The 11,494-nt window shown below is 71.2% G+C and carries 14 protein-coding genes; 8 read left to right on the top strand and 6 right to left on the bottom strand.

The features are described 5' to 3' along the window. On the bottom strand, nucleotides 1–329 hold a 329-nt coding region (locus tag ACZ60B_RS16150; protein ID WP_469387335.1), incomplete at its 3' end, for a transposase family protein. 186 nt (nucleotides 330–515) lie between these two features. On the opposite strand from ACZ60B_RS16150, the gene ACZ60B_RS16145 reads away from it, so the two are divergent. Together ACZ60B_RS16145 and ACZ60B_RS16140 are read left to right on the top strand one after the other, a co-directional pair. Then, nucleotides 516–1,526: a YihY/virulence factor BrkB family protein gene (locus tag ACZ60B_RS16145; protein ID WP_469387333.1), complete on the top strand. Its 1,011-nt coding sequence runs from the start codon at nucleotides 516–518 to the stop codon at nucleotides 1,524–1,526. A 94-nt stretch (nucleotides 1,527–1,620) separates the two neighbouring features. After that, on the top strand, nucleotides 1,621–1,929 hold the full coding sequence (locus ACZ60B_RS16140) for a DUF4158 domain-containing protein (RefSeq protein ID WP_469387349.1): 309 nt from the start codon (nucleotides 1,621–1,623) through the stop codon (nucleotides 1,927–1,929). A 567-nt stretch (nucleotides 1,930–2,496) separates the two neighbouring features. Here ACZ60B_RS16140 and ACZ60B_RS16135 read toward each other — a convergent pair. The 4 genes from ACZ60B_RS16135 to ACZ60B_RS16120 form a co-directional block, all read right to left on the bottom strand. Then, the gene (locus ACZ60B_RS16135; RefSeq protein WP_469387331.1) at nucleotides 2,497–2,904 is read right to left on the bottom strand and encodes a hypothetical protein; all 408 of its coding nucleotides are present in this window, start codon (nucleotides 2,902–2,904) and stop codon (nucleotides 2,497–2,499) included. Nucleotides 2,905–2,997: 93 nt separating this feature from the next. Beyond that, nucleotides 2,998–3,897, bottom strand: a complete 900-nt coding sequence (locus ACZ60B_RS16130) for a dihydrodipicolinate synthase family protein (RefSeq protein ID WP_469387330.1) — start codon at nucleotides 3,895–3,897, stop codon at nucleotides 2,998–3,000. A gap of 108 nt (nucleotides 3,898–4,005) precedes the next feature. Beyond that, a complete protein-coding gene (locus ACZ60B_RS16125) occupies nucleotides 4,006–4,713 on the bottom strand; it encodes a B3/B4 domain-containing protein (RefSeq protein WP_469387328.1) in 708 nt (235 codons plus the stop codon). 40 nt (nucleotides 4,714–4,753) lie between these two features. After that, complete coding sequence (locus tag ACZ60B_RS16120) at nucleotides 4,754–5,590, bottom strand: EamA family transporter (protein WP_469387326.1); 837 nt, start codon at nucleotides 5,588–5,590, stop codon at nucleotides 4,754–4,756. A gap of 119 nt (nucleotides 5,591–5,709) precedes the next feature. On the opposite strand from ACZ60B_RS16120, the gene ACZ60B_RS16115 reads away from it, so the two are divergent. The 4 genes from ACZ60B_RS16115 to ACZ60B_RS16100 all read left to right on the top strand — a co-directional run bounded on the left by ACZ60B_RS16115 (nucleotide 5,710) and on the right by ACZ60B_RS16100 (nucleotide 8,681). Continuing rightward, the gene (locus ACZ60B_RS16115; protein ID WP_469387324.1) at nucleotides 5,710–6,285 is read left to right on the top strand and encodes a helix-turn-helix domain-containing protein; all 576 of its coding nucleotides are present in this window, start codon (nucleotides 5,710–5,712) and stop codon (nucleotides 6,283–6,285) included. A gap of 98 nt (nucleotides 6,286–6,383) precedes the next feature. Next, nucleotides 6,384–6,617: a hypothetical protein gene (locus ACZ60B_RS16110; protein WP_469387322.1), complete on the top strand. Its 234-nt coding sequence runs from the start codon at nucleotides 6,384–6,386 to the stop codon at nucleotides 6,615–6,617. 492 nt (nucleotides 6,618–7,109) lie between these two features. Continuing rightward, on the top strand, nucleotides 7,110–7,751 hold the full coding sequence (locus ACZ60B_RS16105; RefSeq protein WP_469387320.1) for a DUF6461 domain-containing protein: 642 nt from the start codon (nucleotides 7,110–7,112) through the stop codon (nucleotides 7,749–7,751). A 93-nt stretch (nucleotides 7,752–7,844) separates the two neighbouring features. Next, nucleotides 7,845–8,681: a hypothetical protein gene (locus tag ACZ60B_RS16100; RefSeq protein WP_469387318.1), complete on the top strand. Its 837-nt coding sequence runs from the start codon at nucleotides 7,845–7,847 to the stop codon at nucleotides 8,679–8,681. A gap of 196 nt (nucleotides 8,682–8,877) precedes the next feature. Here ACZ60B_RS16100 and ACZ60B_RS16095 read toward each other — a convergent pair whose 3' ends face one another. Then, the gene (locus ACZ60B_RS16095) at nucleotides 8,878–9,015 is read right to left on the bottom strand and encodes a hypothetical protein (RefSeq protein WP_469387316.1); all 138 of its coding nucleotides are present in this window, start codon (nucleotides 9,013–9,015) and stop codon (nucleotides 8,878–8,880) included. Nucleotides 9,016–9,557: 542 nt separating this feature from the next. On the opposite strand from ACZ60B_RS16095, the gene ACZ60B_RS16090 reads away from it, so the two are divergent. Next, complete coding sequence (locus tag ACZ60B_RS16090; protein ID WP_469387314.1) at nucleotides 9,558–10,658, top strand: hypothetical protein; 1,101 nt, start codon at nucleotides 9,558–9,560, stop codon at nucleotides 10,656–10,658. A 456-nt stretch (nucleotides 10,659–11,114) separates the two neighbouring features. After that, nucleotides 11,115–11,405 (top strand): hypothetical protein, encoded by a 291-nt coding sequence (locus tag ACZ60B_RS16085; protein WP_469387312.1) that lies wholly within the window; start codon nucleotides 11,115–11,117, stop codon nucleotides 11,403–11,405. The last annotated feature ends 89 nt before the right edge of the window (nucleotides 11,406–11,494 follow it).

The raw sequence follows: 11,494 nt of genomic DNA, 5'->3' as shown, positions 1-11,494 counted from the left end.
TCGATCTCGGCGAGGGCAGGTGTGCGGCGACCGTATCTCACGGTTGACCCTGCAACCTGCTCGGCGAAGGTCCGTCGGGCGCAGCGGGCTGTATCCCAGAACAAGCGCCGGACGCCCAGATCGGTGGCAACTGGGCGTCCGCCTGCAGCCGCATCGGCCAAGCGCCGCCGGTAGCGACCGTGCACCCGCCGAGTCGGCGAACCGCAGTCGGGACAGGACACGGCCGTACCGTCCCGGCTCCGAGCGACGACCAGTACCTTTTCCTCCTCCACCCGCACCTGCTCCACCACCACCCTGGCCAGGCGCGGGAGGAGCTGCTGCAGCAGCATCCCCCCGCACGATCGATGGCTCGGCGGTCCGCTGCGCGTCGCCGCTGGGGAGGCGGTCCCTCAGGGGGCTCTGAGACCGCTGGAGCGGGCAACCGCGGGCCGGGTTGGTGTGAGAGCACCAGGCCGGGGCACCGGGAGCGTGATGTCTGCCGGGGGCGGGCTCCCGGCCGACCGGTGGGAGGCGCCATGGGCCTGCTGACGCGGGTGGACGGCTACCAGCGACGGCACCGCTGGGCGGGGCTGCCGCTGGCCGTGCTGTACAAGACCGTCGACGATCAGGCGACCTATCTCGCCGCCCTGCTGGTCTACTACGCCTTCCTCTCCCTCTTCCCGCTGCTGCTGATCCTGGTGGCCGTCCTCAGCGCCGTCCTGCACGGCAACGCCGGCCTCCAGCACCAGGTGCTGCACTCCGCGCTCGGCGAGTTCCCGGTGATCGGCGACCAGATCGGGGAAAACATCCACTCCTTCCACGGCAGCGGCGTCGCCCTGGTCGTGGGCATCCTCGGCAGTCTCTACGGCGCCCTGGGCATCGCACAGGCCGCACAGCACGCCCTCAACAAGGTCTTCGCCGTTCCCCGCCACAGGCGCCCCGACCCGCTGCGCTCCCGGTTGAAGGGCCTGAAGTTCCTCCTGCTGCTCGCCCTCGGCCTCGCCCTGACCACCGCCCTGTCCGTCGCCGAGTCCGCGGCCAGCGTCTTCGGCGCGCAACCGGCCGTCGGCGTCCGCGTCGCCGCCGTCCTCCTGGCCGTCGCCCTGAACGCGTTCCTCCTGATCCTCAGCTTCCGCGTGCTGTCCAGACGCCGTATGCCCCTGCGGCTGACCGCCCCCGCCGCCGTGGGCGGCGCCTGTGCCTGGCAGCTCCTGCAATGGGGCGGCACGTACTACGTCGGCCACGTCCTGCGCGGCACGACCGCCACCTACGGCTTCTTCGGCATCGTGCTCGGGCTGCTGGCCTGGCTCTACCTCGGGGCGCTGGTGTACCTGCTCACGGCGGAGATCTGCGCGGTGCGCTGCATGCGCCTGTGGCCCCGCAGTCTGCTGAGCCCCTTCACCGAACGAGTCCACCTCAGCCCCGGGGACCGGCGCGCCTATGCCTCGTACGCGACGACGGAGTCCTTCAAGGGCTTCGAGAAGATCACCGTGAGCTTCGAGCCGCACGGGGACGAAAAGGGGGAGGCGTCGGACGGGTGTCAGTGACAGGTGATATTCCCGTCTCGTGAACCATGATCAGGACGTCGGCGCCCACCCCTGAGGTGCGTCCTTCGGGCACACCACCGAGGTTCATGGAGAGATCGCGCTGCGGCGTACGGACGCGCACCGGCTGGGCATGGCGGTGCAGATCCGCACGGTCCGTTACGTCGGCCGATTCCCGGGCGAGGACCCGCTCGCCGTGCCCTGGGAGACCGGGGAGTACCTGACCGGACAGCTCGGCATCGTGGACGCCTCGTGCGGGACGCGGTACGCCGGGCGCGGGCCTCCTCGGCGTCCGGTAGGAACGGACCAGGAAACCGGTGCTGCTGCCCGAAGCTTCGGCAGGCCGTGGTTCGGGCCGTCAGGTCGACGTGGGGCCGCTGAGCCTGCCGGGCTCCCGGGGTCGTGATCGAGTGCCCGCCGTCGGCCTTGGACCGCGAGATTTCGGGCGGAGGGAGGCCGGGCTGGGGGTTGCGCCGACGGTGGTGGTGGCGTTCGGCCAAGGCGAGCAGGGTGGTGGTGAGGGTGAGGGCGGTGGCCAGGAAGACGGGGAGGACGAGGCCGGTGCTGATGAGGGCGACGGCGGCTGCTGTTCCGGCGGATCCTGCGGTGATCTTCAGGGTGCCGACCCGGACGAAGATCTGTCCGCGGGCGTTGTCGGGGGCGTATTCGTTGCGGGCGGCGAGGGTGGCGGCGAAGAAGTAGGCGTTGGCGATGCCGGCGGCGGCGTAGGCGGTCATGGCGAGCGGGAAGGACGGGGTGAGGGTGATCAGCAGGAGGGTTGCGGTGACAGTGGCGGCGAGGCGGGTGGTGAGCCGGTCTGCTTCGGTGCGGGGTGGGTGGATCATGACGCCTGCGGATCCGACGAGGTTGCCCAGGCCGTAGGCGGCGGTCAGGGGTCCGGCCGCGGAGGCGCTGACGCCGAGGGTGCTGGAGACGGCGGTGATGGGGAGGGCGGCGACGCTGAAGGCGACGGTCACGGTCGGATACAGCGTGCGGCGCAGGGCTCCGGAGGCGAGGGTATCCGTGAGGGTGCGGGTGGGGCGGGGGACGTCTGCGGCTGTACCGGGGCCGAGGTGTGGGGCAGGAAGCGGATGACGGCGGCGAGGGCGCAGTGGCCGAGGGAGGCCGCGGCGATGACGGTACGGCCGTCGCGTGCGGTGTCCAGGCTGCGGGCGACGAAGGGGCCCAGCAGGTAAAGGGCGGTGATGCAAGCTCCCAGGGCGCCGGTCGGCCGGCCCGAGCCGCCGCTGGTGGTGACCATCGGCACGATGGCCACGACGGCGCCGCCGTCGGAGGTGCGGGCCAGGGTGGCTGTGATGACGTAGCGGGCCGGCGGGCCCCAGCCGGGCTTGCGGGTGCAGTGGTCGGTGCTCGGGCGCATGGCCGTGCGCTCTCCTGCAGGGAAGGCCGGGTGGAGGGATGTCCGGCGCGCCGCCGCCCTTTCCCTGTGCGCGGGGAAGGGGGCGGCGGGCTGTCAGGCGTGGAGCTGGAGCTGCTCGATCACCGTGGCGAGGTGGGCGCGTTCCTCGGCGTCCAGGCCGCGCAGCGGCAGGGGGAGGTTGCGGTGGGCGGTCAGGCCCAGGTGCGCGGCGGCCGCGGCGACGACGCGCAGGGAGCCTCCGTGCTGGGCGAACAGCTCCCACAGGGGCTGGAGCCGCTTCGACTCCTGTTCGGCCTGCTCGTGCTGGCCGGCCTGCGCTGCACGGGTGAGGGCGAGGGCCGGCTGGGGGAAGGTACCGCCGATCACGGAGTACCAGGCGTCGCATCCCGCATTCAGGCCCCGGGCCGCGGCCGCGTCTCCGCTGATGCCCACCGTCACCGTCTCGGGCAGGAGCCGGCGCAGGTGCTCGACACGGGCCCGGGCCTTTGCCGGATCGGAGGGAAGGGCGGGGATCTTGATGGAGGCGACCTGCGGCAGCCAGGCCAGGCGGGTGTACAGCTCGTCGGTGAAGGTGAAGTGCGTGGTGCCGGGGTTGTCATAGATCACCAGCGGGACCGACAGGTTTGCGGTGACCTCCTCGAACAGGCCGAAGACCTCCTCGTCGGTCAGCGGCTGGTAGGACACCGGTGCCAGCAGGACCCCGGAGGCCCCGGCGTTCTGCGCGTCCTCGGCGGCCTGGAGGACCTGGCGGGTGCGCAGCGCTCCGATGCCGACGATGACCGGCACGCCGTCGGCGTGCTCGACCGCGACGCGGGCGACGCGGGCTCGTTCCTCGCGGGTCAGGTAGGCGTAGGAGCCGGTGGAGCCCAGCGCGCCGACGGAGTCGACGCCGGCGGCGGCGAGCCGCTGGACCAGCGCGGCGTACGCCTTCTCGTCGATGCTGTCGTTGCCGGAGACGGGAGTGAGCGGGAAGGCGCTCAGACCGGTGAACAAGACGAACCTCCTAAGGGGCGAGGGGGGACCTTCCACGGCGGTAAGCCGTGGCCCTGCCGTCGTGCCGGGTGCCGCCGTGCAGGCAGGCGGGCGGGCCAGGGGTGGTGGTCAGGCGGTGGTGTCGGGGTGTGCCGGGCTGAGGCAGTGCACCGTGCTCGTGTCGCAGTGCGGCTGGAGCAGGCTCTGCAGGTCGTCGGCCGCGGTCTTGAGCAGGTGCCCGTCACGGGTGGCGAAGACGGTCTCCAGGACGAAGGCGACGTGGGTGGAGTCCTCGGTGACGCGGGTGCGGTGGGCGTCGCGGTGGTTCCAGTGCCGGGTGAGCACGTCGGTGGAGTCGGTGTAGATGACCTCGCCGGGCTTGGGGTTCTCGACGGTGCCGGGCTCGCCGAGCGGGGTGAAGGTCTCGTTGCCGTCGGCGTAGCGGATCTCGACGTCGCCGGTGACGTGGTCGAGGTCGAAGGCGCCGGCGGGCAGGCCGTGGCGGACGGAGACGGCGTTGTAGGAGTCGACGGCCGGGTTGATCCGGGGGAGGGTGCCCTTCTTCGCCAGGCGGCGGCCCAGAGCGTCGACGCTGGGCCGGATGCGGCGGGGGTTGGTGCCGAAGGAGCGGTAGGCGGTGTGCCACGCCTCGATGCGCGGATCGCTTTCGTCGGCCGGGGCCCAGGCGCCGTCGGCGAGCTGGGCCTCCAGGTCCTCCAGGGCGGCGGTGGTGGCGGGCCAAGGTTCGTGGCCCCGCAGGCCGGTGGCGGTGACGACGGCGATGAGGGTGTCGGGGAAGGCGTTGGCAACGTCGGAGGTGATGCGGAAGAGGGTCATCAGGTGGTCCGTTCCGGGGCGGCGGCCGGGGGCCGCGAGGTCAGGTGAGGGCGAGGAGGCCGACGGCGACGGCGGCGGCGCCCAGGCCGATCAGCTGGCCGCGGTGGATCCGCTCGGCCAGGACGCTGCGGGCGAGCAGGACGGTGCCGGCCGGGTACAGGGCGGTGATCACGGCGACGACGGCCAGGTCGCCGCTGCGGGCGGCGAGCAGGAACAGCAGATTGGCCACCGAGTCCAGCACGCCGGCCGTCACCGACGTCGCGTACGCGGGCTTCTCCGAACCCAGCCGCCGGAACATCACACCGGCGGCGGCCAGGGTGACCGCGGAGGACACGGCGCGGCCGATGACCAGCGGGCCGACGCCGCTGTCGGAGGGTGCTTGGTGCAGGAAGACCAGTTGCAGGGCGATGGCGGCCCCGGCGCCGAAGGCCAGCAGCAGCGCGGTGCGCGAGGGACGGGCCGCCTTCGCGCCGTGCCCGGCGCTGACCAGCACCACGGCCGCGAGCGCCAGCGGCAGGCCGATCAGCCCGGCCGGGCCCAGGTGCTCGCCCTGCACCAGGCCGACGCCGACCGGCAGCATCGCCGAGACCAGCGCGGTGACCGGGGACAGGACGTTCATCGGGCCGATCGCGAGCGTGCGGTAGAGCAGGGCGAACGCGGCGGCCGACGCGACGCCGGAGGCAGCGCCCCAGGCGAGGGTGGCGGGGGCGAAGGAGGCGCCGAGGAAGGGCCACAGCAGCAGCTCGACGGCGAGCGAGGCCGGCGCGGCGATCATCACGGTGCGCAGGACGTGGGCCTTGCGGGCACCGAGGCCGCCGAGGAAGTCGGCGCATCCGTAGGCCAGGGAGCTGCCCAGGGCCAGCAGCAGAGCGATCACGGTACGTATATCCCTTACTATCAATGGAACGACTGCACCGTACAACGCACCGACCGGGGGTCGTCAACCGAACGACCACGCGGTGCAGCGTGCCGACCTGCTGCTGAAGGGACGAACCGATGGCCGAGACCGAAGCGGCGCTGCGGACGCTCGCGCACAACGTTCGCGCGGCCCGCACCCGCGCCGGACTGTCCCTGGACGAACTCGGCCGCCGCGCCAAGGTCAGCAAGGGCGCCCTGGTCGGCCTGGAGAAAGCCCAGGGCAATCCCAACTTCGCCACCCTGGTCCGCCTCGCCGACACCCTCGGCGTCTCCGTCTCCGCACTGATGGAAGGCAGCCACGAACAGCGCGTGCGCGTGGTGAGCGCCGACGCCGTCATGCCCCTGTGGAAGGGCGAGCACGGCAGCGAGGCCCGGCTCATGCTGACCACCGGCGGCCCGGCGGCCACCGAGGTCTGGCGCTGGACACTGCAACCCGGCGAGGAGTACCCCAGCCACCCTCACCAGGCCGGCGTGACCGAGACCGTCAGCGTCACCACAGGCGAGATGGTCCTCGTCGTCGACGGCACCGAGCACCCCGTCGCCGCCGGACAGACCGCCGCCTTCGACGCCGACACCCCCCACACCTACCGCGGCACGGGCACCGGGACCTGCCACCTGATCATGACCGTCCACCTCCCCCCGGGCCCCGCGTAGCGTCCCGACGGCTCCCAGGCCACCGGACGGCATCCGCTCCCTGCCGTCAAACGATCGTTCGAAGGCAGGCGGCCGGCTTCTTCCACACCCATGTGCTGATGGCGGCCGACAGTCCCACTCAAGCCCTGGCACGGGCTACCGCTGCGGCCGATGCCCTCGAAGCGGATCTGACGAGCCCTGATGCCCATGCGCTGCTCGGTGAACTCCACCTGATCTCCGCGACCTCGCCGACCCGGGACCGGCAGCGGCCCGGGAACACCCGCGCCGAGGATGTCCGCGGCCATCTGGCGGAAGCCGCCAAGCCGGCCGGCCGTGCAGGCCGTCTGCGGTGACGGTTGCGGGGAACATCTCCTGCCGGGCGAGGGCGGTTTGTGTTCGTGAGGCCACCGCCTCGTCGTGCTCGATGGACGTGACGAGTTCTTCGCCCGGCCGGGTGCACAGCAGTGCGGTCGAGCAGCCGGTGCCGGTCCGATCCCCACCACCTTCGAGTCTGGTTCGACGCGGAGTTCGTCCAGCATGCGCAGGACGAGGGAGGGCAGGGTGCCGGAGCTGGTGGGCTCCCCCACGATGTGGCCGCGGATGTCGCTGGGCAGGACGGTGCCCGCCATCTGGGTGACCGGCGACTCGCCCCGATAACAGGCTTCGAGCCGACCCGTATCGGTGTCCAGAACAGGAACTGCTCCGCAAGATGAGCCTGTTGCAATAGCCTCTGCGGCCGTCAGGCAGCATGAGTCTGGTTCCCCGTCGCGCCGCGCGCACGGCCGGGACCACGGCGGCCCGTCAGAGCCCGCGAGCGGTGCCGAAGCGAACGACGGAGGCAAGACATGAGGACAGGCGCGGACATGGATTCGCTCCGCTGGGCGGTGGCCTGGATGTGCGTCACCTTTACCCGCGGCCTGAGCTCCGAGGAGGTCTTCACCCGGTACGGGGCGGACTCGGACCAGGCACGCCTGCTCGACTGGGACACGGCCTCGGACCTGGTCTCGGGCGACTCCGGTGACGGGATGGTCTCGCTGCTGCGGTCCGGGAGGATCGGTGAATGGGCCTTCTGCGTCGAGGAGGAAGGCGGCATCGGCTTCGGGGAGGAAGCGCTCGCGGAGTTGTCTCGGGGCACTGAGACCTACAGCCTGGCGACGACCGAGGGGATCGACGTCTTCCAGTACTGGCGTGACGGCGAGTGCGTCGAGTACTTCGAGCCCGGTATGGAGCACACCCGGTCCGAACCGCTCGGCCCCTGGTGGGATCGGGTGGAAGGGGCGCTCGCCGCGCACGAAGGCGAGGAGGCCGGGATGGCACCTGTGGTGGCCCTCGTAATGGACCACCTCGGCATCACCCTGGACGACGCCACCCTCGCCCGGCCCTGGCCCAGCCTGACGCTCGCCGAGGACGACACGCCGTCGGGGCCACTGGGCGACAGCTACGCAGGCGAGGGACCGGTTCCGCCCGGGACTGTCGAGATCTTGTGAGACCCGACAACGGTCCGATCACGGCGCTTGGGTTTTAAGGTCGACGACGTGATTCCTTGCCGGGGCGGGGCCCCTCGTGCCGACACTGGTCCCATGGTCAGGGCGACGAGGGAACCTCTGCCGGGAGGCGGTGTCGTGCTGGCCGTACCGGAGGGCCCGTCGGGCCTGCCGCTGTTGCGCTTTGAGCGGGTCGCAGGCCGCGAGTGGATCCTCCGGCAGGGTGAACGGCCGCTGATCCAGGCTCGGTCGGAGGGCGACGGCTGCTGCCGCGACCTCCACCTGCGCCGCTTGCCCGGCCACCGCTCCCCACTGCCGCCGCTGACCGCCGCGGCGACGCGGACCGGGGCCGACTGGCCGCACCGATACGCGCTGTGGCTGGAGGAGACGGGGCTCGGCCCACTGCACTGCGGGCGCTGGATGCTGGCTCCGCGCCCCGCTTTCGCTCCGGGTATCTGGGACGGTGACCTCGTTCAGGACTGGCCGGACGCCACCCTCGAACTGCTCTGCGGGGGCGGCTGGCACGGTGTTCTGCCGCTGCGTCCGCTGCCTGCGCCGGACGCCTCGCGCGTGAAGGCGTACCGCAAGCACGCCCGGGAGGGCACCCTCGCCCCGGTCCTGCTGTGGTGGGTGTCCTTTCTGGACGGTTGGCTGCTCCTCGACGGTCACGACCGGGCTGCCGCCGCTCTGGCCGAGGGCATGCAACCGGCCTGCGTGGAGCTGGTCCGCGTACCGGACGACGCCGACTGGCGGGCGACCGCCGAGAAGATCACCGAGGCGCACGAAGAACAAGTGGCGCGACTGGCCGAACGCCCCGCGAGCCCACACACTGCACGCGAACGGCAGGTGCTGGACCGGGGCTACGCCGACGTGATCTCCAACCTGGCGTACGACGCGAAAGCCACTCCCGTGTTCGAACGCCCCCTCGACTGACCACGTCGTGCCGCGCTTCTCACCGCACGCCGAAAGACGGCAGGCCGACCCCGTACGACGACGTCATGTCCCGTGGACATCTGTCGACCTCAAGATCGCTATCTGCCGCCCGACCCGGTGTCCAGACGCTGCTGCTCCAAGTGAACGGAGCCAGATGCCGCATCAGCGTGGCGTCCCCCTGCCGGCGTCCCGAGCGTCATCGGCGTATCTGCGCTCGGGATGCCAAGGTCTTGATGCCGACCTCGGCCGGGTCGAGGACGGTGCACCGCGCCAGGGAGGCCACCAGCTGGTTGCCGACCACCCACTTGATGGACCAGTTGCTGGTGAGGAACACGGCGGCTTGTCCTGCGTAGAGCCCGTGGGGGCCGTGGTGCAGCGGTGTCCGTGGACGGTGTCCACGATGCCCTCGGCGACCCGTACCACCACCGCCCCGCGGCGTCGCAGGTGCGGGCGCAGGCGGGCGGCGTCCGGCAGGCACGGCCGGCGTACCGGCCATAGGATGCGCGCAGACTGGGGTCACGGCTCCAACCGGCCGCTGGCCCACAGATCCAGCCCGGTCCCGTAACGCTCTGGCGGGGCCGGGCTGACCACTGCCCAACGCCCTCTGACCGGTCGACAACCGCCTCCGCGACGCCGAGCTCGCCCTCTACGAGACCCCCATGACGTCGAGACACCGCAACCCGAGCAGCGTGTCCTGGGACGGGTGATCTTGACCGTTTGCCGCTGAGCTGTGACCGGTCACGAACGCCCGCGCGTTGGCGGCTGCTACTCGGCACCGACATCGGCGAAGACCGCCTGGCCGGCAGTCGACAGGACCGTCACATCCCGCGTGTACAGTCCGCCCGAAACTCCCCGGCGGCTGCTGAAGGAGCACATGTGTCGAGAACCACCCCGCCCCGGCCTGTTGACATCGCGTCCATATTCCCGGAGCTGGCGCCGCTGGCCAGGCAGGCCGTCCGCCTGCACCCCCGCGAGGGCCGGCCGACCGTTCACGACAGCTCCGTCGGCGGACCACTCCTGTGGCCGGCCGACGAAACATGGCCGACCTGCGCAAAGGAACACCACAACGGGCACCCGCTCGTCTCCCTCGACGACATCCGCCAAATGCGGGCCATGCTCGACGTCGCCCGGCTTCGCCCCCGCGACCCTCGCAAGTTCCTCCTCAACCCCGACGAGAGCGCGTATCTCGCCACGCTCCGAGCAGGGCATCCGGCTCACACCGAGCCGAACGCCCTGCTGCCGGTCGCCCAGCTCTACCTCCACGACATCCCGGGACTCGCGGGCCCCGAAGGAGCCGACCTTCTGCAAGTCTTGCGGTGCCCCCTCGACCACCACAACGGGCTTTCCGCGGCCCGCCTCGTCTGGCGGAACGCCGCGAGCGTCGGCAAGCTGCTCACCGATCCCCCGGAACCCGCGGACGTCCAGCACCGTGGCAGCTACGTTCCCGCGCCCTGTGTCCTGCACCCCGAGGTCGTCACCGAGTACCCGGCACCGCACGAACTCCCCGAGGAGCTCGCGGACCGTCTCTACGACTGGGGAGAAGAGCAGGAACACACCGATCACCCGGCACCGCACCATCGCCCGGAGGACCTCTCCGACCGTCCCCACAGCACGGGAGAAGGACAGGAGGAGGACCCGGAGGAGGGCCCCGGCGGCCCCTGCTATCAGTACGAACTCCCGGTCGCCCCTGGCTGGAAGGTCGGCGGTCGGGCCCCGTGGAGCTTCGGCGACCCCAGGCCCCTGCACTGCGATACCTGCAACGCCCGGTACAAGCCCCTGTTCACCATCGACTCCGGCGAAAGCAGCGGCTGGAGCGACACCTGGACCCCTCCGAAAGACCTCGAAAAACCGTCAGGTCCCATCGGGTCGCGCACTCCTGCCGATGCGCCGATGGCGAAGATCGGCATGGGCTACCGCATGCAGATCCATGTCTGCCCGACATCGTTCGACCATCCGCATCTCGAAGTCATGCAGTGAGCGCGCCCGTACGTCCCGAGCGCCGGGCGAGCAGTTGGTGCCGATCGGTCCGAAGCCCGAGCAGATCCCGTGCAACGCGAGCGAATCGTGTGCCTCCTCCGACGTCAGCACAGCCAGACGCCGCGCCGTGTCCCGCGAGCGGCGCGAACAGGGTGCAGTTCCGGTCGAGCGGGTCGTAGTCGTCCACGGCCCGGCAACGTACCCATCGGGCTCAAGGTCACGCACGACCCCGCGGTTCGCACACGTACCGATGCCCCACGCCGGAAGCACACGAGGCTCCGTCGGAATGGTCCCGGCGGAGCCTCACGAAAAGGGCGTGGCCGTGAAGGGCGGTCGCCTACGCGGCGAAGGCTCCATGAGGCTTCGGTCGAACGATCGTCCTCATGGGCTGGTGATGGATTCCTCTCAAGGTGAGGGTGGGCGATGACGGTGGTTTCCGGGTGGCACCCTGGAGCGATGCGATCTGGAAGCGACGTCACCGAGAACGGCCTGCGGCATCTGCTCAATGAATGGGATCCGATCGGCGTCGCCGACGACGTGCAGGACGAGTACGACTGCATGCTCGCCCCGCTCCTCCAGCGGCTCCGCACCGGTGCCGACCAGGCGGAGATCGGTGAGTTCCTGCGGCACGAGCTGGAGGGGCACTTCGGTCTCACCCCTCTGCCGTCAGAGCCGAAAGCGATGGCTGCCCGGCTGATGTCCTGGTGGACTGCTACCGGCAACGCCGAGGGCACCGGCTGCGTGTAGTCGCTCCCTCCGGACCGTCGGCCCGTTGGTCCAGGTGCGCCGTTGACTGACGCGCAGTGGGCGCGGATCGAGCCGTTGCTTCCGGATCG

The organism is Streptomyces sp. NPDC104096, assembly GCF_055584385.1.
The sequence above is the reverse complement of the archived record's forward strand: the minus strand, read 5'-3'. Positions and strand labels throughout refer to the sequence as shown.